The following is a 20477-nucleotide window of genomic DNA, read 5'->3' as shown; positions in this document are numbered from 1 at the left end:
CACCCAGCGCATTGAAGCACTAAGCCTAGCGTTAGAAGGCTGCAGGTGTCGAATTGAACATCTACTCCTCATGGGTGTAATGCCGGAGGGAGAGGGCGTGTAATGGGAAAGAGCTTGCAATTCAGTGATAAAAGCGTAAGATATGCATCCGTTGGAAGGCGTGTTGCTATCTAAATAGCGCACCCCAAATAGACTAATTGATAGTCTAATAGATCGCACAATAGAACCATAGCTCAGTTGGTTAGAGCGCCACGTTGACATCGTGGAGGTCGGCGGTTCAAATCCGCCTGGTTCTACCAGTCTTTTGCCAACACCCCTTTTCAGGACCATAGCTCAGTTGGTTAGAGCGCCACGTTGACATCGTGGAGGTCGGCGGTTCAAATCCGCCTGGTCCTACCAGCTTTTATCAGAAGCGCCCCAGGCAGCGATGCCTGGGGCGTTTTTGCGTGGGTGTGATAGCGCCTTTGGTTTTTTAGTCGCTAAGGCTTTTAATCGCTAGCGCGCAACTTGCGCTAGATTAAACAAATTGGGGCAGGTCGGTTTGGCGCATAAAAGTGGCGACCAGGGCTTCGACGCCTGCTTGGTCTTGTTGAGTAAAGCGCGTATGCAGTGGGCTATCCAGATCCAATACGCCCCACAGGCGGCCATCCACTACAATGGGAACCACTAGCTCGGAGCGGGAGTTGGCGTCGCAGGCAATGTGGTCGGCAACCGCATGGACGTCGTCTACTCGCTGGGTGGTTTGTTGGCGAGCGGCCGCGCCGCATACCCCTTTGCTAAAGGGAATTGGGTGGCAGGCGGGCTGCCCCTGAAAGGGCCCCAGGGCTAAAACCTCAGGCTGGCGCTGAAGATAAAAGCCTACCCAGTTTAAGTCGCTAAGCTGTTGGTGAATAAACGCACAGGTTTGCGCACTGTTGGTGAGCCAATCGCGGGTATCGAGCAGCGCTTCAAGCTGGCGATTGAGTAGTGGGTAGTCAACGCTGTTTTGCATGTGGGCTCCTATGCTACTAACGCAACAGGCCGACACTTATTCATATGGGCGGCATATGGGTGTCGGCCTGGGTGCTATCTATTTTCTGCTACTTCGGGGTATTACTCGGTCCAGCCAGGAACGGCTGCGCCTTTAAACAGCTCTTCGGCTTTCTCGATCACTTCGTCGCGCTGATAGGCGTCGACCAACTGGCGAATCTCTTCACGCTCTTCATCACCGCTGCGAACCGCGATCAGGTTGACGTAAGGGGACTCGGGGCCTTCTTTGATCAAGGCATCATCCAGGCTTAAACCGGCCGGTTGCGCGAAGGTGTTGTTGATGAACGCCATGTCCACATCGGGCAGCACGCGGGGAAGCTGAGCGGCTTCGATCTCGCGGAAGCGGAAGTCGCGGGGGTTCTCAGCGATATCGATCGGCGTGGATTCGAGAAATTCTGGATCGTTGAGGGTGATCAGGCCTTCGTTGTGCATCAGGATCAGCGCGCGACCTTCATTTGATGGGTCGTTGGGCAGCGCGATTTGAGCGCCGTCTGGCAGGTCATCGATACTGTCGTATTTTTCTGAGTAAGCGCCAATGGGGTAAACGAAGGTGTAGCCAGCGATAGCCAGGTCATAGCCACGGTCGTCGACCATCGACTGCAAGTAGGGCTCATGCTGGTAAGCATTGGCGTCCAGGCTGCTGTCTGCAAGGGCGGCATTCGGGGTAACGTAATCGGTAAACTCGATGATTTCCACATCGAGGTCGTACTCTTCTTTGGCAATGCGCGCTGCCACTTCCATCACTTCGGTCTCAGGGCCAGCAACGGTACCCATTTTAATGCTGCGCGTTTCAGCATTAGCGACGTTAACCGCAAGTGCCAGGGCGGTAAGACTACCAATAATCAGTTTTTGCATGAGGTCTCTCCAGTGATGTTGTGCTTAATAGTACAATGATGCGGCAATAAAAAACCGTTGTCTAATGCATTTTGGTTATAAGGGATGGGTGGTGAGCTTACTGCTATTTGCGATCACTTTTGCGTACCAGGTAGTCGCCCAGGCTCTGGAAGCCCTGCACCATGACGACCAGGATCACCACCGTAATCAGCATGATGGTGGGGTTAAAGCGGTTGTAGCCGTAGCGAATACCTAAGTCGCCAAGGCCACCGCCACCCACTGCACCGGCCATGGCGGAGTAGCTTACCAGTGTGACGACGGTGATGGTTAAGCCGGTCATGATGCCGCCACGAGCTTCCGGAATCAGTACTTTGCGAATAATTTGCCAAGGGGTTGCCCCCATGGCTTGGGCAGCTTCGATTAACCCAGGGGAAATTTCGTTAAGCGCTGCCTCGACCAGCCGAGCGACAAACGGAATAGCGGCAATGGTGAGCGGAACTGATGCGGCATTAATACCAATCGAGGTGCCCACCAGCATGCGCGTGAAAGGAATGATCGCCACCATCAAGATGATAAACGGGATCGAGCGTCCAATGTTGGTAACAATGCTCAGTACTTGATTAAGTACTGGCTTCGCTAATATTTGCCGCGGGCGCGTGACGTAGAGCATCACCCCGAGTGGCAGGCCAACGAGGGTGGAAATAAGTCCGGAAACGGCCACCATATAAAGCGTATCCAGCGTGGCCTGTAAAATTAAATCAATCATTGCGCTGGACATGGCCGAGTACCTCCACTTGTAGTTGATGGGATTCGAGATAGTGCATGGCTTGCTGGGTTTGCGCAGCAGAGCCCAGCAGCTCCGCAATCATCAGACCCAGGGTACGCTCCTGAATCGACTCTACTTTCGCTTGTAAAATGCTCACATCGACCCCGCACTCCCGCGCCAGGCGTGAAATCAGCGGGGTCGAGACCGCATCGCCAGAGAAGGTTAGGCGTACCACGGGGTGGGTGTTTTCCCCGGGGGCGTCAAGGAGTCTCTCGATCAGCTCTTTGGGCGGCGTTAGCTGCAGAAAGTCGTTGAGAAACTCACGACCAGCTGGGTGCGTGGGGCGGTAAAGAAGTCGCCAACTTCCGAGTCCTCCACCAGTTCGCCATTCGAAATCAGGCTCACCCGGTGGCAAATTGATTTGACCACTTCCATCTCGTGGGTGATCAGCAGGATGGTAATGCCCAGTTGATGATTTATATCGCGCAGCAGTTCCAGAATTGAGCTGGTGGTTTGTGGGTCTAGAGCTGAGGTTGCTTCATCGCAGAGGAGTACCTGCGGCTTGCTGGCCAGCGCCCGAGCAATCGCTACCCGCTGCTTTTGTCCTCCGGAAAGCTGGGCAGGGTACTGGTTGGCTTTATCCGCCAGGCCTACCATCTCCAGCAGCGGAATAACGCGATCGCGCACGGTGTGGCGTTTTTGCCCCATTAACTCAAGGGGTAGCGCAACGTTGTCGAATACGGTGCGTGTGGTTAGCAAATTAAAATGTTGAAAGATCATGCCAATACGATGGCGCGCACGGTTGAGTTCGGCGTTACTCAGGCGCGTCATTTCCTGACCATCGACCGTCACGCTGCCGCTGGTGGGGCGCTCTAGCAAGTTGACGCAGCGGATGAGCGTCGATTTACCTGCGCCGGACAGGCCGATGACGCCGTGAATCGTACCCTTGGGCACTGTAAGGGTAGCGTTTTTGAGCGCATGGATGGCGTTTGCACCGCTGCCCCTGTTATTACTGAAATAGGTTTTACTAACGTTGCTAAGTTCAATCATAGCGTTTGCCTTACCGGTAGGCCGAAAACAGTGTGCGGGAGTGTGCAACCCAAGCGATTAAAAACAGTTGGGATAAGCTCTCGGGTCACTAAAAAAAGGGCGGCTAAGGATAGGGCGGGGAATAAAAAAAGGCCACCCTAATGGGGTGGCCATCAACGCTGGACACACCCTTTTAGCTGCACTTCACCGGGTCAATAACCAATACTAAATCAGTGACCAGGTGGACGCCCGCAATCTGGGTACAAATCGGCGTCATTACATTTGAGGCAAAATTTTAGGGTTGGATAGCTGTCTTGTCAATTTTGGCCGTCGTATTTTATGTTTTTACCTTGTGAAGTGGCATTATTTTCTAATATTTATGAATGGTGTGGTTTTAAGTTCTGTTGGTAGTGCTTAAACAGCCTTTCACTGGATGAAAACACCTCCCGCTTAACAGCCACAGGAATGTGAATGGCGTAGAATGGGGCAGTGAAAAACCAACAACGCGGTGCACAAACCTCGGGCAGCAGTAGTAAGCTTGCGCCAATGACTTGGCACTTTGACGGCTCAATGCTTCTTACTGCTCATTCTTGACGACTTTATTTTTACTATACGTTTTTCACTGCATTAGGAGAGAACAGCCTTATGTTTACTGGCATTGTGCAAGGAGTGGCCAGGGTAGTGGCGGTGCGTGAGCTGGATGATTTTCGCGTGCATGTGGTGGAAATGTCCCCTTCAATGCGCAAGGGGCTTGAGATCGGCGCATCCGTCGCCCATAACGGTGTCTGTTTAACGGTGACGGCGATTGAGGGCGATAACGTTAGTTTTGATTTGATGCGTGAAACGCTGCGATTGACTAATCTTGGTGCAATTACTCCAGGGCAATGCGTCAATATTGAGCGCGCTGCGCGCTTTGGAGATGAAATTGGTGGGCATTCCATGTCGGGCCACATTATTTCCATGGCTGAAGTCGTGGCCATTGAAGAGGCGCCTAATAACCGTCGGCTGTGGTTTTCACTGCCGGAAAGACTGGGCCGTTTCGTGTTTGAAAAGGGCTATATCGGGGTGGACGGTATTAGCTTGACCATTGGCGATGTACGCCACGCGGAGAGGGGCGCTGTGGAGTTTAGCGTCAATTTAATTCCTGAGACGCTGTCGCGCACCACGCTTCAGGATAGGGCACCGGGAGATCAGGTCAATATCGAAATTGATCCGCAAACCCAGGTAATCGTTGAAACCGTTGAGCGTGTATTGTCGCAACAGCGGCGGTAATGGTGTTTATTGGTTGTTGGGCTGACCGATCGGTTAGATCATGGCCTGAAGATTGCTTGGTATTCGGCAGCGGAGCGGTTTCCGCCGACATTGGTCGCCATGCTGAGCCGCTCGCATCAAGGCGAGCGTTTCGGTAGTATGTGCGGCTTTTCTCAGCACCAGAACGTATACACGTCATGCGACGTTAGCGCTAAGGACAACAAACTTCATGAAACTTCTGGATAACTATTTCAAGCTCTCCGAGCAAAAAACCAACGTGAAAACAGAAGTTATCGCCGGGATCACCACCTTCCTGACGATGGCCTACATTATTTTTGTCAACCCGAGCATCCTTTCGGAAGCGGGGATGGACTACGGCGCGGTGTTCGTAGCGACTTGCCTGGCGGCGGCGATTGGTTGTTTCGTCATGGGTCTGTGGGCCAATTACCCTATTGCCCAGGCGCCAGGCATGGGTTTGAACGCCTTCTTCACCTATGGCGTCGTGCTGGGGATGGGTTATACCTGGGAGGCTGCGTTGGGGGCAGTCTTCTTCTCCGGTTTAACTTTCTTTTTATTAAGCATTTTTAAAATTCGCGAGTGGATCATTAACTCCATTCCAATGACATTACGCTTGGGGATAGCCGCGGGTATTGGACTTTTCCTGGCGATGATTGCGCTTAAGAATGCCGGTATTGTGGTTGCCAACCCGGCGACCTTTGTTGCCCTGGGCGACCTTGCACAGCCGCCAGCTATTTATGCACTGCTGGGCTTTTTTGTGATTACCGCGCTGGCATACCTCAAGGTTACCGGTGCAGTGATGATTGGTATCTTGGGCGTGACCGTTGCGGCGATGGTACTTGGCCATAACGAGTACGGTGGGCTAATGTCGATGCCGCCCTCCATTGCACCTACCTTTATGGCCATGGATTTGATGGGCGCGTTAGACGTGGCGATGCTAAGCGTGATCTTTGCCTTCCTGTTTGTGGATCTATTCGATACCTCGGGTACGCTGATCGGTGTCGCGCATCGCGGCAAACTGCTAGACAAAGACGGCAAGTTGCCGCGCATTGGCCGCGCCATGATGGCCGATAGCACTGCCTCAATGGCGGGCGCTGCCTTGGGTACTTCCACCACGACGAGCTACATTGAATCGACGGCGGGTATCGTCTCGGGGGGGCGCACTGGTTTAACGGCGGTAGTCGTCGGTGTTTTGTTCCTGATCAGCCTGTTCTTCGCACCACTGGCGGGCTCGATTCCGGCTTACGCTACCGCAGGTGCGCTGCTCTATGTGGCTGTACTGATGGCGGGTAGCTTGGCCCACGCGAATTGGGAAGACCCCACCGATGCTGCGCCGGTGCTGATTGCTGCGCTGGCGATGCCGCTGACGTTCTCGATTGCCGAAGGCATCGCGCTAGGCTTTATTAGCTACGTGGCGATCAAAGCGCTGTCGGGCCGCTTTAGCGATCTGAATCCGGCGGTGATTATTTTAGCGCTGCTGTTTGCGGCGAGATTCCTGTTCCTAGGGTAACTGGCCCTTATCACTTTTTTTATTACTCAATGAGAGACGCGATGAGCATCTACGGCGACTACATTAAGTCCGTTATTCGCACGGTTCCCGATTGGCCTGAGCAGGGCGTGAATTTTCGCGACATCACCCCGTTGCTGCAAAATAGCGCTGCCTTCCGCAAGCTGATCGATAGCTTCGTACACCGCTATCAGGAGATGAACCTGGATGCCATTGCAGCCATCGATGCGCGTGGTTTTATTATTGGCGCACCGCTCGCTTATGAGTTGGGCTGCAGCTTTGTACCGGTGCGCAAGAAGGGTAAGCTGCCCTTCAAAACCATCAGCGAGACCTACACCCTGGAGTACGGTCATTCTGAAGTGGAGCTGCATTCCGATGCCTTCCAAACGGGCGATCGTATTCTGCTGATGGATGACCTGATTGCCACCGGTGGCACCATGCTGGCAGCGGCCAACCTCATTCAGCGTAGCGGTGGCCATGTGGTGGAGACCGCCACCATTATTGATCTGCCCGAACTGGGTGGTTCGCAGAAAATTCGCGATGCTGGTTATAGCGTATTCGCAGTTTGTTCTTTCAACGAAGACGAGTAAATCCCCATGAGCAGCGATCGCTATCACCAACACTTCACTGTCTCCTGGGATCAACTGCACCGTGACGTGCGTACGCTTTGTCACCAGATGATCGAGCGTGACTTTAAAGGCATCGTAGCGATTACCCGCGGCGGGTTAATTCCTGCCGCGTTGATTGCCCGGGAGCTTAATATCCGGCTGATCGATACCGTATGCATTAAAAGCTACGACCACATGGATCAAGGCGGCCTGGATATCATGAAGGGCGTCGATCATGATGGTGAAGGCTGGTTGTTGGTCGATGACTTGGTGGATACCGGAAAAACGGCGCGGGCAGTTCGCAAAATGCTGCCGAAAGCTCACTTTGTGACTATCTACGCCAAGCCGGATGGTCGCCCGCTGGTGGATCAATACCTAACCGAAGTGGCTCAGCAGTGCTGGATCCAGTTCCCATGGGATATGGGCGTTGCCTATGTTGAACCGCTTGTCGATCAGATGAAGAGGTAGTGATGGCTAATCCGCTTCCCGACGACTGGAATCAGTGGCTGGGTAATGAATTTCAGGCTGACTACATGCTGGGGCTAAAAGCGTTCTTGGCTGAGCAAAAAGCGGCCAAAAAAATTATTTATCCCCACTCCTCACACTGGTTTCGCGCCTTTGAGCTGACCCCGTTGAGCGAAGTGAAGGTGGTTATTTTAGGCCAGGATCCCTACCACGGCCCTAATCAGGCTCATGGCTTATGTTTTTCCGTGCAACCCGGCGTCCCGGTGCCGCCGTCGCTAGTCAATATCTATAAAGAGCTGGCCAGCGATGTCGGTTTTACCCCCGTGCGCCATGGCCATCTGGAAGCATGGGCGAGGCAGGGCGTACTGTTGTTAAATACCTCGCTTACCGTGGAGCAGGGCAATGCGGCCTCGCACCGCGGTAAAGGGTGGGAGCCCTTCACTGACCGCGCGATTGAAACCGTCAGCCAGCACGCGCCGCCGTGTGTATTTCTGCTGTGGGGCAGTCATGCGCGCCAGAAGAAGGCGTTAATCGACCAGAGGCGCCATTTAATACTGGAAGCCCCGCATCCATCACCGCTCTCTGCGCATCGGGGCTTTTTTGGTACCCGGCATTTTTCCCAAGCCAATCAATTTCTACAAGCGCAAGGACGAGACCCCATCGAGTGGCAATTGCCTGAAACCCCTTAACCTTGCAAGTGGTTGCGGGTAGAATACGCGCAATTTTGCGCCTAGCTGATGCAGCTCTGGTTGTCATTCTGAATCCCCTGCAGTGAGGAAGTCCCATGAGTGTTTACGCCATTAACCATCCGCTTGTACAACATAAGCTGGGTCTGATGCGCGAAGTTGACCTGAGCACTAAGAGCTTTCGTGAACTGGCAGGTGAAGTTGCCAAGCTGTTGACCTATGAAGCAACCAAGGGTCTGGAGCTCGAAGATCATGAAATCCAGGGATGGAACGGTGAACCGATTGCTACGCGTCGGTTAAAAGGTAAGAAAGTTACCGTTGTGCCGATTCTGCGCGCAGGGCTTGGCATGCTGGAGGGCGTTACAGATCTAATCCCCAGTGCGCGGGTAAGCGTTGTCGGTCTTTATCGCGATGAAGAGACGCTTCAACCGGTGCCTTATTTCGCCAAGTTTGCCAATGATATCGAAGAGCGCATGGCCATCGTTATCGACCCCATGCTGGCTACTGGCGGCTCGATGGTGGCCACGCTGGACATGCTGCGTGAGCGAGGCTGTGAGCATATGAAGGTGATCGTGCTCGTTGCGGCCCCTGAGGGTATCAAACGGGTGCAGGACGCTTACCCCGATATTGAAATCTACACCGCCTCCGTCGATGACCGCCTCGATGAGAATGGCTACATCGTCCCTGGTTTGGGCGACGCTGGCGACAAGATTTTCGGAACGCGCTAAGCATCGTTTCTGAAATTGCCCCTTACGCCTAGCGTCAGGGGCATTTTTTTGCACACCTAAAATCCAATAATCACTAGGAATTCACTTATGCGTGAAGCTGCCAGTCAGGCTGAGTCGTGGCCAAAAGTCATATTAACCGGCGCACAAATGCTATTTGTGGCGTTTGGCGCCTTGGTGTTAGTGCCGCTTTTGACAGGACTCGACCCAAGTGTTGCGCTGTTCACGGCGGGAGTGGGAACCTTGGTATTTCATGGGGTGACCAAGCAGAGCGTGCCGGTGTTTTTGGCCTCATCGTTTGCCTTTATAGCGCCTATTCAAGGCTCTGTGGCGAGCTTTGGGGTTTCGGCGACCATGGGCGGGCTAATGGCGGCGGGGCTGGTCTATGTGGCGATCTCTCAGGCTGTGCGTTTAAAAGGCACCGCCTGGCTGCACCATTTGCTGCCCGCTGTGGTGGTGGGGCCGGTGATTATGGTGATTGGTCTGGCGCTGGCGCCGGTGGCAGTCAGCATGGCGACCGGTGAAACCAGTGAAAACATCGGCTATGGCGCGGCGATTTTCTTATCAATGACCAGCTTGCTGGTAACCCTGGTGCTTGCCGTATTTGGTCGTGGGCTACTTCGCCTTGTACCGATTATGGGCGGCATTGTCACCGGCTATGCCTTGGCGCTATTGATGGGTGTCGTCGACTTTACACCGGTGCGGGAGGCAGCGTGGCTATCGATACCCAGTTTCACTGCTCCGAGTTTTCATTGGGCGGCCATTCTATTTATGATTCCGGTCGCGATAGCCCCAGCGGTAGAACACATTGGTGATATGGTGGCGATTGGTTCGGTGACCCGTAAAAACTACCTGGAAAAGCCTGGCCTACATCGCACCCTGTTAGGTGACGGCTTGGCAACCAGCGTGGCAGCGCTATTTGGTGGGCCGCCGAATACCACTTACTCGGAAGTCACCGGCGCGGTAACCCTCACTCGGGCGTTTAATCCCAAGTACATGGTCGTTGCGGCGATGATTGCCATTGTGCTGGCATTTGTGTCCAAGCTTGGCGCGCTGCTACAGACTATTCCCGGCCCGGTAATGGGCGGTATCATGACGCTTCTGTTTGGCTCTATCGCGGTGGTCGGTATGAACACCTGGTACGCGCCGGTCAGTCGTTGACCGCAGCGCGCAACCTGGTCGTGGTGTCGCTAATACTGGTGTTTGGTATCGGCGGCATGCAGTTTGGCGGTGGCCAGTTTACGCTGCAGGGCGTTAGTCTGGCCGCCTTGGTGGGTATTACGTTGAACTGGCTATTACCCCGCGAGCAAGAGGGCGAGTAAGCTAAGCGCGGGCATTGTAAGCGTCGCGTTGCTTGTAAAGTGCGTTTAGTGATTATCGGGAGTCTCGGCAGTATGGAAAACGAACTAACCGCACCCTTTCCCATTCTAGGGGTTGCTGCCTGGAGCGGCACTGGAAAAACGACCCTGTTAGAGAAGCTGCTGCCACGCTTGGGTGAGTATGGCTTGAAAGTCGCCGTGATCAAGCATGCTCACCACTCATTTGATGTCGACCAGCCCGGCAAAGATAGTTATAAACTGCGCAGCGCAGGTGCGGCACCGGTACTGGTGGCTTCCCGTCAGCGCTTTGCGCTGATGCAGGAAACCCCCGGCCAGGACGAGCCAGATTTAGCTGAGCTAATTGCCATGGTGGTGCCGCACCACCCCGATTTGTTGATTGTCGAAGGGTTCAAAGCGTGGCCAATCCCTAAACTGGTGTTATACCGCGATGGGATTGGTGATCCTGCTATTTTGTCCGACCGATGGGTTGAGGCGGCCGCACTCAGTGCACCACCGCCTATCGACCTGGCGGCTTCGGTGGCCCAGTTAGATCTAGACGATAGTGAAGCAATAGCGCGCTGGATAGTCAGTTGGGTAAGCGCGAAAAACGACGCTATATTTTCAAGTGCTTGGGCTTCAAAAAAGGAACGGTGACAATATGCATCTTACCCACCTCAATACCCGTGGCGAAGCCAATATGGTGGATGTCGGCGATAAGCAGGAAACCCGCCGCGAAGCAGTCGCCTCGGGGCGCATTGTGATGCAGCCGGAAACGCTGAAATTACTTAGCGACGGTGAATTGCCCAAGGGCGATGTGCTGGCCACCGCACGTATCGCCGGTATCCAGGCGGCCAAACGTACCCATGAGCTGATCCCTCTCTGCCACTCACTGGCGCTCTCCAAGGTCTCGGTTGAATTCGATATTGATTTGGCCGAATCCTGCGTTCACGTGACCTCGCTGTGTCGTTTGAATGGCCGCACCGGGGTTGAAATGGAAGCCCTGACCGCCGTCTCGGTCGCTTGTTTGACGCTGTACGATATGTGCAAAGCGGTCGATAAAGGTATGCGTATTGAGGCCATTCAGCTCGACAGTAAGCAGGGTGGTCAGCGGGGTGACTACCAGCGCATGAGCGCCCAAGCACCAATAGTGACAGGCGATGGCGTAGCCGGGGAAGTCAGCTTGGGCGAACGCTGCCCTTCACCCTGCGTGCGGGTCAAGTTTTTAGCCGAACTGCGCGAGCGGGTAGGCGAGAGCGAGGCGGTTGTGAGCCTTGATCAGTTGGCCAGCCGTGACATTAGCGGATTAAAAGCCGCACTGGCGGAGCAGGATAGTCGCTTTAAACAGCTCACCGACCAGCGCACGCTTTGCGCGATTAACCAGGTGATGGCCAATGATGATGCGTTAGTGACCGATGATGACGAAGTGGCGTTTTTCCCGCCGGTGACTGGGGGGTGAGTGTGGATACTAAGCCAAATATTACAGTAGCGGTTCAAGCAGCCCCGTTCTCAATGGCCTACGGCTACGAGGATACCTTGGCGGGGCGCAGCGATATTGGCGCAGTGGTAAGTTTTACCGGACTCGTGCGTGATTTCAATGAAACGCCGGACGTCACAGCGTTAACGCTGGAACACTACCCGGGCATGACCGAGCGCACGCTGAAGGAGATTGGCGAACAGGCCTGGCAACGCTGGTCGCTCCAGGCGGTGCGGATTATTCATCGCGTCGGCTACCTGGAACCGGGCGATCCGATTGTGCGGGTGTTAGTGGCTAGTGCACACCGGCGTGAGGCGTTCGAAGCCTGCGATTTTATTATGGATTTCCTTAAAACCCAGGCGCCTTTCTGGAAGAAAGAGCACTCTACCCAGGGCGAATACTGGGTTAAAGAGCGCCACTCTGATCAACAAGATGCTGCGCGCTGGCGTTGATGCTGCTCTGTGAAATGATGGCTTATTCCACCGCGGAAACCTACCCTTGACCCACTGAGTGAGCAACCCTCCTAACGATTGGCGGCGTTGTCCAGAATGATGGGGTCTGGCATTTCGGCGGCCATAATCTGTAGATGCACATCGGGAAGGTGCTGCATATGCTCCGTGAGCCAGTGAACCAAGCGGGGCTGCAATGCCTGTCGCAAGTCGGCGAGCGTCTCTGCAGCAATCTCTTCAAGCTGATCATCCAGCCAATCGCTAAAGCTATCTTCATCCAGCGGGCTGGCCCCCGAGGCATCCAGCATCAAACGACCAATGCGCGCCCATCCAGTGTCAGTAGCCGTCACCGGCAGTGCCAGGTATAAGCTGCCGCGGCGGGCTTTCTTATTGGCATCGTTCACCTCCAAACCAGGGTGAGGCACTACGCTGTTTTGACTGACAATGCAGGGGGGCTGGGGGTAGCGCGCTTCGCAGTTCAACCCGTGGCTATCGAAACTGATTAGATCGCCGTTTATCGGCGTCAGGGGTGCGCTAATACCCAACCGCTTGGCAATGGCCTGATGTGCCTGCTGATGGCGTGCTTCGCCATGCACCGGCATAAGGTGTTTGGGCCTGACCCACTGATAGAGTTTTATCAGTTCATCCTCGGCAGGATGCCCCGTGGCGTGCAATTCAGGGTGGTTGACCTCGTCATAGAGGTTGACGCCCAACTGTGCCAAACGCTTTTTAAGCTGCTCGATGGGGCGTTCATTACCAGGAATGGCTTTAGCCGAAAATATCACGTTGTCGCCTGGCTGCAGGTCAACATAGGGGTGACGGCCCTGGGCTAGGCGTTGTAGCGCAGCGCGGGGCTCCCCCTGACTGCCGGTAGCGATAATCACCACTTCATCCGGGGGGAGATACCCCAGGTCTTGATTGGGCACCAGTGACGGTAAATCATCCATATAGCCGAGCCCCCGGGCAACGCTGACCATGCGCTCCATTGAGCGACCCATTAAGCTAATGCGACGGCCACATTGATGGGCTGCGCGTCCTATCGCTAAGACACGGGCAAGATTGCTGGCAAAGCAGGAGACCACCACGCGGCCCTGGCAGTGACTCAGTGTTTTTGCCAGCGCCCGAGCCACATCCCCCTCGCTGCCGGAGTGGCCGGGCATGGGGGCGTTAGTAGAGTCGCCCACTACCAGGTCAATCGGCGCAAGCGCCTTGAGGTGGGCCGCATTGATTGGTGTGCCGATGATAGGCTCAGGGTCGAGCTTCCAGTCGCCGGTATGTAAAACACGATAGCCGCCAGCCATCATTACCAGCGCACAGCTTTCGGGAATCGAGTGGGTTAAAAGCAAGTAGCGCAGCGTGAAGGGCCCACTTTCTAGCGCCTCGCCAGGTTCAATGACATGAATAGCCGCGCTGCTAAGCTGGTGTTCCGCAAACTTCAGGCGCAACAGCCCAGCCGCCAGCGGGGTGGCATAAATAGGGCAGTTCCACATTGGCCAGAGCCAGGCTACCGCTCCAATATGATCTTCATGGCCATGGGTGATAAATAGGGCTTTGGGTACGATTCCCAGTGCTTTCGGTGTGTCGAGATTGGGCACTTGTAGCGGCGAGTTGGGAAGATCCTGACGAATCATCATGCCGCAGTCCACGGCTATCCAGTGATCGTCATAACCGTATAGCGTTAGATTCATTCCAATCTCACCACATCCCCCCAGCGGCAAAAGGCGCAGTGGTGGACGACGACGGGGACGAATTTGAACGCGTGATGAATGCATCTGTTATGAAAAACCTAAAAAGTAGTGACTTAACTATACGGGAAGGCAGGGGCGGCTAACAATCATCCTTGGCCTTCCGATACAATATGAGGCCTAAGCCGCTGGTTTGTCATAATTACCTCAGAAATAGGTCAAGAGTAGCTCACATGTCTCATTATTATCGCTTAGTGGTTTCCTGTCCTGATCGCGTGGGCATTGTTGCACGGGTATCGAGCTTTATTGCCCAGCAGGGCGGCTCCATTACCGAAGCCAGCCAGCACTCCGATTTAGAAACCGGCTGCTTTTTTATGCGTTATGAAATTCTGGCGGATTCGGTGGGTATGTCGGTGGAAGCGCTACGCGAGGCGTTTGCGCCAGTAGCCAGCGAATTTAATATGCAGTGGTCACTGGTGGATACCCAGCACCGCCGCCGTGTGGTGCTGATGGTGTCGCGAGAGTCACACTGCCTGGTCGATCTGCTTTACCGCTGGCAAGCGGGTGAGTTGGATTGCGATATTGTCGGCGTTATCTCCAATCATGACGATATGCGTTCCCTGACCGAGTGGTATGGCATTCCCTACCACCATGTCCCTGTCGACCCTGACAATAAGCAAGTGTCATTTGCCAGGGTGCAGGCTGAAATCGACAGTGCTCGCGCTGACTGCGTAGTGTTGGCACGCTATATGCAGATTCTGCCCCCGAACTGTGCGCGCGCTATGCGGGAAGAGTGATCAATATTCACCACAGTTTTTGCCCTCTTTTGCCGGAGCTAAGCCCTACCACCAGGCTTACCAGCGGGGCGTTAAACTGATTGGCGCTACCTGCCACTATGTGACCGAGGAACTCGACGCAGGCCCTATCATCGAACAGGATATCCATCGCGTTAGCCACTGCCACACACCGACAGATTTGGTGCGCTTTGGTCGTGATGTCGAAAAAGCCGTGCTTGCCCGCGGTTTGCGTTGGCATTTAGAGGATCGTGTGCTGGTGCACGGCAATAAGACAGTAGTATTTAGTTAAAGGCTTCCAAACGCCATCGACCTGAGAGGCCGCCATGTCATTCGCGCAAAGTGTTTTAGCGCCGTGGGCGCTGCTGCTCACCTGGCTACTCTCGGTAGCAGTCATCGCATGGGCGCTTTGGGGGCGGCCCTGGCAGGTGTTGATAGCGAATACCGCGCTTCAGCACCGCTGGCTGGGTGCTACCCTGGCGGTGATGTTGATGTGGCAACTGCGTGCCCAGGCGGTTGATTGGCTAACGCTGCACCTTGTCTTTACGGTATTGATGACACTCGTTTTTAAAGCGCCATTAGCGCTCATTAGCAACGTGCTGATCAATATCGCCATGGTGGTGATTGGCCGTAATGAGTGGTTACTGCTGGGGGCAAACGTGCTGGTTACCGGGATCGTTCCGGCGGCTGTCATTGGCACGGTATGGCGGCTGGTAGATCGCCGCCTGCCGGATAACCTGATGGTCTTTCTGTTTGCCTGCGGCTTTTTTGGCGCGGCGCTGGCAACGCTGGGAGGAGGGCTGGCGGCGGTCGTGCTGATTATCGTCGCGGGGACTGACCCGGAGGCGGTCTATCTCGCCCAGGAGTACGCGCGTTTCTTGCCCCTGCTAATGCCTTCAGAGGCGTTTCTTACCGGCATGCTGCTGAGCATCCTACTGGTCTATCACCCGAACTGGGTGGCCACCTTCAATGACCACCGCTATATCGACATGCAGTAGCTTGGTGATTAGCCGAGAGCTTGGCCGTTGCCGCCACGAATCACCCCAACACCGACGCCTTCGATATCGAGGGACTGGGAGCGCAGGTCGATTTCAATGGGCGCAAAGTCAGGGTTCTCTGCAAACAGCGTTACCTGGTGGCCCTGGCGTTTAAAGCGCTTAACCGTTACTTCATCCTCCAGTCGGGCAATCACAATCTGGCCATCGCGAACCCTGTCGGTGCGATGAACCGCCAATAAATCACCTTCCAAAATACCAATATCCTTCATTGAAAGACCGCGTACACGCAGCAGGTAATCGGCTTTGGGGGTAAAGTACTCGGCTGGCAGTGGGCAGTAACGATCAATATGCTCCGCGGCTAAAATCGGACTGCCAGCGGCCACCTCCCCGATGACGGGCAGGCCAGCAGGGGGGGCCTCAATATTGGCAGCAGGTAACGTGGTGACTGCGCTATCCAGAAGATCCTGAGGTTCCTGGTTGGGCAGCCGTATGCCACGTGATGTGTTGCGGATAATGCGAATAACCCCTTTTCGCTCCAGCGCGCGTAAGTGCTCTTCAGCCGCGTTGGGGGAGCGGAAGCCAAGTGCTTGGCAATCTCGGCACGGGTAGGAGGGTAGCCAAATTCGCCCATCGTCTTAACGATAAAATCAAACACGTGCTGTTGGCGAGCGGTTAGCGGACGCGACATACCAGACTCCATAAATAGTGAATAGACAGTAACAAATTAAATGGCAACTTAATCAATAAGTGGTTAAGTATACAGTATGTTCCTCTGTCCAGTATATGCCTTGTGACTACCTAATGCCGAAGTCCATACAATTTTCCTAATCGTTTGAAACTAAGCTTTTGCTTATTTAACCCGTCATATTTTATCAATAAATCAAGCGTTGAGCCCGTCTACGTTATGGCATAGTATTTTGCTATGTTTTAAACACCTGTTTCCCTGGAGAGCGACATGGCTCAATCTGATACGGTGACCCGTATACTCGATACCGCCGAGGTGCTGTTTGCAGAGCGGGGTTTTGCCGAGACTTCGCTGCGCAACATCACCAGCAAAGCGCGGGTTAACTTAGCCGCGGTTAATTACCATTTCGGTTCCAAAAAAGCCCTGATTCAGGCCGTTTTTGCCCGCTATCTGGATCCGTTTAATCAGCGTTTTCATACTGCGCTGGATGAGCTTGAAGGCCAACACGCCGGGCGCGTGATCCCGCTTGAAACACTGCTAGAAACGATGGCTACAACCGTGCTTGCGGTACCCGCCGAGCGCAATAGCTTAAAAGTGTTTATGCGCCTGCTCGGCCTAGCCTACAGCCAGGCCCAGGGCCATCTCAGGCGCTATATTCAACAAGAGTATGGTGATGTGTTTACGCGCTTTACAGAGCTTGTGCGCAAAGCGACGCCGGATCTACCCGATGCGGAGCGCTTTTGGCGGCTACACTTTATGTTAGGAACGGTAATCTTTACCCTGTCTGGCCTCGATGCGCTACGCGATATTGCCGAGAAGGATTACCACGAACAGGTCTCTGTACGTGATTTGGTCAGGCGCTTACTCCCGGTGGTGGTGGCAGCCATGAATGCGCCGTTACCCATGACCCTTGAAGCAGCCCAACCTGAAGAAGGAAAACATGCGAACGCCTACGCTAGCTGAACTACCGCCGACGGAGAATATCTGGCTGGAGATTGACACCGCTCAACAACGGCTACGCTGCTGGCGTGGCCCGAAAGTGCTACACGAGTGTGCCATCTCATCCGGTGCTGCCGGTAATGGAGAGCGCAATGGTAGCGGTAAAACGCCGCATGGTTGGCACTATGTGCGCGCCGCCATTGGTGAAGATATGCCCGAAAATGCGGTGTTTCGAGGCCGTCGCTGGACGGGCGAGACCTTTTCCGCCGCACTCGCCGAAGCGCACCCGGAGCGTGACTGGATTTTGACCCGCATCCTGTGGCTGTGTGGGTTGGAAAAGGGCGTGAATCGTGGTGGGCAGGTGGACTCGCAGCGGCGCTATATTTACCTTCACGGTACACCGCCTGACGAGCCCATGGGGGTTGCTGCCTCTCATGGCTGTATTCGCTTACGCAATAGTGATTTGCTCTACATTTATTCGTTAGCCTTACCGGGTACCCCTGTTTGGTTGCACGGTGGCCGTCAGTCCTTCGATTAGCCAGATTTTGACACCGCTAGACGATCGTCTAGAATCATCGCCCCTTTTAATGGATCAATCACGATGACTCAACCGTTAGGCCCGGTCATGCTTGACCTTGAAGGCCCAAAATTGACGGCTGCAGAGAAACGCTTGCTGCTAGAACCGACGGTCGGGGGTGTTATTCTGTTTGCCCGCAATGTCGAGAATGGCTATCAGGTTCGCCAGCTCTGCAGTGATATTCGCCGTGTTCGTGCTGATTTACTGCTCGCCGTGGATCAGGAGGGCGGCCGTGTTCAGCGCATCAAGGAGGGCTTAACCCGCCTGCCTGCCATGGCGCGCATAGGCGAGTGCTATCGCACTACCCCGGAAGAGGGGCTGCTGTTAGCCAAAGACGCCGGCTGGCTATTGGGGATGGAAATGGCCGCTTGCGGCCTGGATCTGAGCTTCGCGCCGGTATTGGATGTTGAGAGCGGGCTATCCAGCGTTATTGGTGATCGTAGTTTTAGTAGTGACCCTCAGCACGTTGCCCAGCTGGGCAGCGCGTTTATTCAGGGGCTTCACGATGCCGGTATGGCTGCGGTGGGTAAGCATTTCCCTGGCCATGGCGGCGTTGCGGCGGACTCCCACGTTGCATTGCCGGTAGATGACCGCCCGCTGGAGGTGATTAAACAGCATGATCTCGTTCCTTTTACCCAGTTGGCCTCACAGCTGGATGGTGTCATGCCTGCGCACGTTATTTATAGCGCCTTCGATACACGCCCCGCAGGATTTTCTCCCACTTGGTTGGGCATGCTTCGGGAGTCGCTAGGCTTCAAAGGCTGCGTTTTTTCTGATGACCTAAGTATGGCAGGCGCTCACGAAGCTGGTGACCCCAAAGCGCGTGCCCAGGCAGCGCTGGCCGCCGGTTGCGATATGCTACTGGTATGTAACGACCGAGCCGCCGCGCTTGATGTGATGGATGCCTGCCAGGGAATCAATACCAAGCGCCCCGCCAAACTGCGCTATAGCCGTGCTCGGCCAGACCTGGACGCACTGAGTGCACTGGGCCGTTGGCGTCGTACTCACGCTAAGCTGGAAGCACTAGCGGATAAACCCAAGTCCAGCGCGGAAGCAGAGCAAACCAAGCGCTAAATAAATCCCTTTTTTGAATACTTGAAGCCTATAACCCGCCGTGGAGTTGGTAGATGTCAAAGCTGGATAAAGAAGCATTAGAGTCACTGGACTCGATGCGCGAATTGATGGATAACGCAGACTGCCTGATTTCTCAGCAAGAAGTGGAGCGGGCGCTTGATCGTATGGCGGAAGCGATTACGCGAGATTTAGGCGATAAGCTACCGGTTTTTTACTGTGTGATGAACGGTGGCCTGATTACCACAGGGCATCTACTTACTCGTCTTGGCTTTCCACTGGAAGTCGATTATCTGCATGCCACTCGCTACCGCAATGAGCTGCGCGGCGGCGAACTCTTCTGGCGGGTTTCACCTGAGGTGCCAATGGCCGGTCGCCACGTGGTTATTGTTGACGATATTCTGGATGAGGGGGCGACGCTGGCGGCCATTCTGGCTTACTGCGAAGAGGCCCAAGCTGCCAGTGTCACCACGGCAGTGCTAGTCGATAAACAGCACGACCGCAAAGCAGTGCCTGGATTGAAGGCTGACTACTGCAGTCTGGAAGTGGCCGACCGCTATGTGTTTGGCTTTGGCATGGATTACAAAGGCTACTGGCGCAACGCGCCCGGGATTTTTGCCCCCAAGGGTATGTAATCCGATGAGGGCTTGCCGTGGTTGTTGCAGTTTAGCGGGGCGAAAAGCGCCTCGCTAGGCCGGTTTCAGCAATCATCCGCGTTGAGATCTCCTCAACCGAGAAGCGTGTCGCATCAATAAATGGAATGTGCATGGTGCGATAGAGAGACTCTGCCTGCCCTACCTCTTGCAAGCACTGATCCATCGAGCTATAGCGGCTGTTGGGGCGTCGTTCGTTGCGAATTGCCGATAAGCGTCGTGCATCAATGGTCAAGCCAAACAGTTTGTTGCGATGGGGCGCGAGCGCTTTGGGTAGTTTGAGCATACCATCTTCGTCTAAATCATCTTCCGTTAGCGGGTAGTTAGCCGCCCGAATGCCAAACTGTAGTGCCAGATAAAGTGAGGTAGGGGTTTTACCACAGCGCGAAACGCCGACCAGAATGATATCGGCTTTATCGTACTGGTGGGTGCGTGCGCCGTCGTCATTATCCAGCGCGAAATGCACCGAGTGGATACGATCCATGTAGACGTCATCGCTGCCAATCGAGTGAGTGCGCCCAACGCTGTAAGAGGAGTGGGTCTCTAGTTCCTGCTCCAGAGGTTCCAGGAAGGTAGAAAAAATGTCGACTTTGAAGCCGGATGCCTGCCGAATAACATCGCGGATTTGTTGATCCACAATGGTGTCGATAATGATCGGGCGGTGGCCGTCGCGGCTGGCCGTCGACTCAATAATGGCGGCTAACGCCTGAGCTTTTTCCAGCGTATCGATATAGGGTTTGGTCTGCATATCGATCTCAACATCGCTGAACTGGGCCAGCAAACTACGTCCTAAACTTTCCGCTGTGATGCCGGTACCATCTGAAATAAAAAAAGCCGTACGTTTCATGACAAAATCCACTGGTGAGTGATCCGGCTATTGTGAGCCGAGCCGTTTGTCAGCACAACGTATCCTCA

The 20477-nt window shown here is 54.6% G+C and carries 19 protein-coding genes, 2 tRNA genes and 4 pseudogenes; 18 read left to right on the top strand and 7 right to left on the bottom strand.

Annotated elements, in window-relative coordinates; translation table 11 throughout:
• Positions 1-222: 222 nt before the first annotated feature.
• Positions 223-299 (top strand) — tRNA-Val (locus OM794_RS12065).
• Between the two features lie 23 nt (positions 300-322).
• Positions 323-399: transfer RNA gene (locus OM794_RS12060), tRNA-Val, on the top strand.
• 118 nt (positions 400-517) lie between these two features.
• Here OM794_RS12060 and OM794_RS12055 read toward each other — a convergent pair.
• The 4 genes and pseudogenes from OM794_RS12055 to OM794_RS12040 all read right to left on the bottom strand — a co-directional run bounded on the left by OM794_RS12055 (position 518) and on the right by OM794_RS12040 (position 3679).
• Positions 518-991 (bottom strand): GAF domain-containing protein, encoded by a 474-nt coding sequence (locus tag OM794_RS12055; RefSeq protein ID WP_226251054.1) that lies wholly within the window; start codon positions 989-991, stop codon positions 518-520.
• A 101-nt stretch (positions 992-1092) separates the two neighbouring features.
• Complete coding sequence (locus OM794_RS12050) at positions 1093-1884, bottom strand: MetQ/NlpA family ABC transporter substrate-binding protein (RefSeq protein ID WP_226251053.1); 792 nt, start codon at positions 1882-1884, stop codon at positions 1093-1095.
• 103 nt (positions 1885-1987) lie between these two features.
• Positions 1988-2641, bottom strand: a complete 654-nt coding sequence (locus tag OM794_RS12045; protein ID WP_088700003.1) for a methionine ABC transporter permease — start codon at positions 2639-2641, stop codon at positions 1988-1990.
• Positions 2622-3679, bottom strand: a pseudogene (locus OM794_RS12040) (methionine ABC transporter ATP-binding protein). The gene OM794_RS12045 and the pseudogene OM794_RS12040 overlap by 20 nt, the downstream one beginning before the upstream one ends.
• Before the next feature lie 624 nt (positions 3680-4303).
• Here OM794_RS12040 and OM794_RS12035 point away from each other — a divergent pair.
• From OM794_RS12035 to moaE, 10 genes and pseudogenes are all read left to right on the top strand, one after another.
• On the top strand, positions 4304-4930 hold the full coding sequence (locus OM794_RS12035) for a riboflavin synthase subunit alpha (protein WP_226251052.1): 627 nt from the start codon (positions 4304-4306) through the stop codon (positions 4928-4930).
• A 208-nt stretch (positions 4931-5138) separates the two neighbouring features.
• Entirely contained in the window at positions 5139-6437 is a 1299-nt protein-coding gene (locus tag OM794_RS12030; RefSeq protein WP_226251051.1) for an NCS2 family permease, read from the top strand.
• Positions 6438-6478: 41 nt separating this feature from the next.
• On the top strand, positions 6479-7024 hold the full coding sequence (locus OM794_RS12025; RefSeq protein WP_226251050.1) for an adenine phosphoribosyltransferase: 546 nt from the start codon (positions 6479-6481) through the stop codon (positions 7022-7024).
• A gap of 6 nt (positions 7025-7030) precedes the next feature.
• Complete coding sequence (gpt, locus tag OM794_RS12020; protein ID WP_009286932.1) at positions 7031-7510, top strand: xanthine phosphoribosyltransferase; 480 nt, start codon at positions 7031-7033, stop codon at positions 7508-7510.
• Positions 7511-7512: 2 nt separating this feature from the next.
• A complete protein-coding gene (gene ung, locus OM794_RS12015; RefSeq protein WP_265153759.1) occupies positions 7513-8196 on the top strand; it encodes a uracil-DNA glycosylase in 684 nt (227 codons plus the stop codon).
• A gap of 95 nt (positions 8197-8291) precedes the next feature.
• Positions 8292-8921 (top strand): uracil phosphoribosyltransferase, encoded by a 630-nt coding sequence (upp, locus tag OM794_RS12010; protein ID WP_113269665.1) that lies wholly within the window; start codon positions 8292-8294, stop codon positions 8919-8921.
• Positions 8922-9008: 87 nt separating this feature from the next.
• A pseudogene (locus OM794_RS12005) lies at positions 9009-10240 on the top strand (uracil-xanthine permease family protein).
• A 72-nt stretch (positions 10241-10312) separates the two neighbouring features.
• A complete protein-coding gene (gene mobB, locus OM794_RS12000; protein WP_226251048.1) occupies positions 10313-10891 on the top strand; it encodes a molybdopterin-guanine dinucleotide biosynthesis protein B in 579 nt (192 codons plus the stop codon).
• A 4-nt stretch (positions 10892-10895) separates the two neighbouring features.
• The gene (moaC, locus tag OM794_RS11995) at positions 10896-11693 is read left to right on the top strand and encodes a cyclic pyranopterin monophosphate synthase MoaC (protein WP_226251047.1); all 798 of its coding nucleotides are present in this window, start codon (positions 10896-10898) and stop codon (positions 11691-11693) included.
• A 2-nt stretch (positions 11694-11695) separates the two neighbouring features.
• Positions 11696-12163 carry a molybdopterin synthase catalytic subunit MoaE gene (gene moaE, locus OM794_RS11990; protein WP_226251046.1) on the top strand — a complete coding sequence of 156 codons (468 nt, stop codon included), beginning with the start codon at positions 11696-11698 and terminating at the stop codon, positions 12161-12163.
• A gap of 71 nt (positions 12164-12234) precedes the next feature.
• Here moaE and OM794_RS11985 read toward each other — a convergent pair whose 3' ends face one another.
• Positions 12235-13848, bottom strand: coding sequence for a ribonuclease J (locus tag OM794_RS11985; protein WP_226251045.1), 1614 nt, complete (start codon positions 13846-13848; stop codon positions 12235-12237).
• 230 nt (positions 13849-14078) lie between these two features.
• On the opposite strand from OM794_RS11985, the pseudogene purU reads away from it, so the two are divergent.
• Together purU and OM794_RS11975 are read left to right on the top strand one after the other, a co-directional pair.
• Positions 14079-14931, top strand: a pseudogene (gene purU, locus OM794_RS11980) (formyltetrahydrofolate deformylase).
• A 34-nt stretch (positions 14932-14965) separates the two neighbouring features.
• The gene (locus OM794_RS11975; protein WP_226251043.1) at positions 14966-15637 is read left to right on the top strand and encodes an energy-coupling factor ABC transporter permease; all 672 of its coding nucleotides are present in this window, start codon (positions 14966-14968) and stop codon (positions 15635-15637) included.
• An 8-nt stretch (positions 15638-15645) separates the two neighbouring features.
• Here OM794_RS11975 and lexA read toward each other — a convergent pair.
• Positions 15646-16325, bottom strand: a pseudogene (gene lexA / locus OM794_RS11970) (transcriptional repressor LexA).
• Positions 16326-16592: 267 nt separating this feature from the next.
• On the opposite strand from lexA, the gene OM794_RS11965 reads away from it, so the two are divergent.
• From OM794_RS11965 to OM794_RS11950, 4 genes are all read left to right on the top strand, one after another.
• Positions 16593-17285, top strand: a complete 693-nt coding sequence (locus OM794_RS11965) for a TetR/AcrR family transcriptional regulator (RefSeq protein ID WP_226251042.1) — start codon at positions 16593-16595, stop codon at positions 17283-17285.
• Entirely contained in the window at positions 17263-17799 is a 537-nt protein-coding gene (locus tag OM794_RS11960) for a L,D-transpeptidase (RefSeq protein WP_088700018.1), read from the top strand. The genes OM794_RS11965 and OM794_RS11960 overlap by 23 nt, the downstream gene beginning before the upstream one ends.
• Positions 17800-17862: 63 nt before the next feature.
• Positions 17863-18912, top strand: a complete 1050-nt coding sequence (gene nagZ / locus OM794_RS11955) for a beta-N-acetylhexosaminidase (protein WP_226251041.1) — start codon at positions 17863-17865, stop codon at positions 18910-18912.
• 53 nt (positions 18913-18965) lie between these two features.
• A complete protein-coding gene (locus tag OM794_RS11950; RefSeq protein ID WP_088700020.1) occupies positions 18966-19544 on the top strand; it encodes a hypoxanthine-guanine phosphoribosyltransferase in 579 nt (192 codons plus the stop codon).
• Positions 19545-19575: 31 nt separating this feature from the next.
• On the opposite strand, the gene OM794_RS11945 is transcribed toward OM794_RS11950, so the two are convergent.
• Positions 19576-20409, bottom strand: a complete 834-nt coding sequence (locus tag OM794_RS11945; protein WP_226251040.1) for a pyruvate, water dikinase regulatory protein — start codon at positions 20407-20409, stop codon at positions 19576-19578.
• Between the last annotated feature and the right edge of the window lie 68 nt (positions 20410-20477).

The sequence above is a fragment of the Halomonas sp. BDJS001 genome (assembly GCF_026104355.1).
GTDB lineage: Bacteria > Pseudomonadota > Gammaproteobacteria > Pseudomonadales > Halomonadaceae > Vreelandella.
This window is presented reverse-complemented; position numbering and strand designations above follow the sequence as displayed.

Bases quoted from the DNA above. Each gene is read 5' to 3' on its own strand.
- OM794_RS12055 (WP_226251054.1), bottom strand. From the start codon at position 991: ATGCAAAACAGCGTTGACTACCCACTACTCAATCGCCAGCTTGAAGCG.
- OM794_RS12050 (WP_226251053.1), bottom strand. From the start codon at position 1,884: ATGCAAAAACTGATTATTGGTAGTCTTACCGCCCTGGCACTTGCGGTT.
- OM794_RS12045 (WP_088700003.1), bottom strand. From the start codon at position 2,641: ATGTCCAGCGCAATGATTGATTTAATTTTACAGGCCACGCTGGATACG.
- OM794_RS12035 (WP_226251052.1), top strand. From the start codon at position 4,304: ATGTTTACTGGCATTGTGCAAGGAGTGGCCAGGGTAGTGGCGGTGCGT.
- OM794_RS12030 (WP_226251051.1), top strand. From the start codon at position 5,139: ATGAAACTTCTGGATAACTATTTCAAGCTCTCCGAGCAAAAAACCAAC.
- OM794_RS12025 (WP_226251050.1), top strand. From the start codon at position 6,479: ATGAGCATCTACGGCGACTACATTAAGTCCGTTATTCGCACGGTTCCC.
- gpt (WP_009286932.1), top strand. From the start codon at position 7,031: ATGAGCAGCGATCGCTATCACCAACACTTCACTGTCTCCTGGGATCAA.
- ung (WP_265153759.1), top strand. From the start codon at position 7,513: ATGGCTAATCCGCTTCCCGACGACTGGAATCAGTGGCTGGGTAATGAA.
- upp (WP_113269665.1), top strand. From the start codon at position 8,292: ATGAGTGTTTACGCCATTAACCATCCGCTTGTACAACATAAGCTGGGT.
- mobB (WP_226251048.1), top strand. From the start codon at position 10,313: ATGGAAAACGAACTAACCGCACCCTTTCCCATTCTAGGGGTTGCTGCC.
- moaC (WP_226251047.1), top strand. From the start codon at position 10,896: ATGCATCTTACCCACCTCAATACCCGTGGCGAAGCCAATATGGTGGAT.
- OM794_RS11985 (WP_226251045.1), bottom strand. From the start codon at position 13,848: ATGAATCTAACGCTATACGGTTATGACGATCACTGGATAGCCGTGGAC.
- OM794_RS11975 (WP_226251043.1), top strand. From the start codon at position 14,966: ATGTCATTCGCGCAAAGTGTTTTAGCGCCGTGGGCGCTGCTGCTCACC.
- OM794_RS11965 (WP_226251042.1), top strand. From the start codon at position 16,593: ATGGCTCAATCTGATACGGTGACCCGTATACTCGATACCGCCGAGGTG.
- OM794_RS11960 (WP_088700018.1), top strand. From the start codon at position 17,263: ATGCGAACGCCTACGCTAGCTGAACTACCGCCGACGGAGAATATCTGG.
- nagZ (WP_226251041.1), top strand. From the start codon at position 17,863: ATGACTCAACCGTTAGGCCCGGTCATGCTTGACCTTGAAGGCCCAAAA.
- OM794_RS11950 (WP_088700020.1), top strand. From the start codon at position 18,966: ATGTCAAAGCTGGATAAAGAAGCATTAGAGTCACTGGACTCGATGCGC.
- OM794_RS11945 (WP_226251040.1), bottom strand. From the start codon at position 20,409: ATGAAACGTACGGCTTTTTTTATTTCAGATGGTACCGGCATCACAGCG.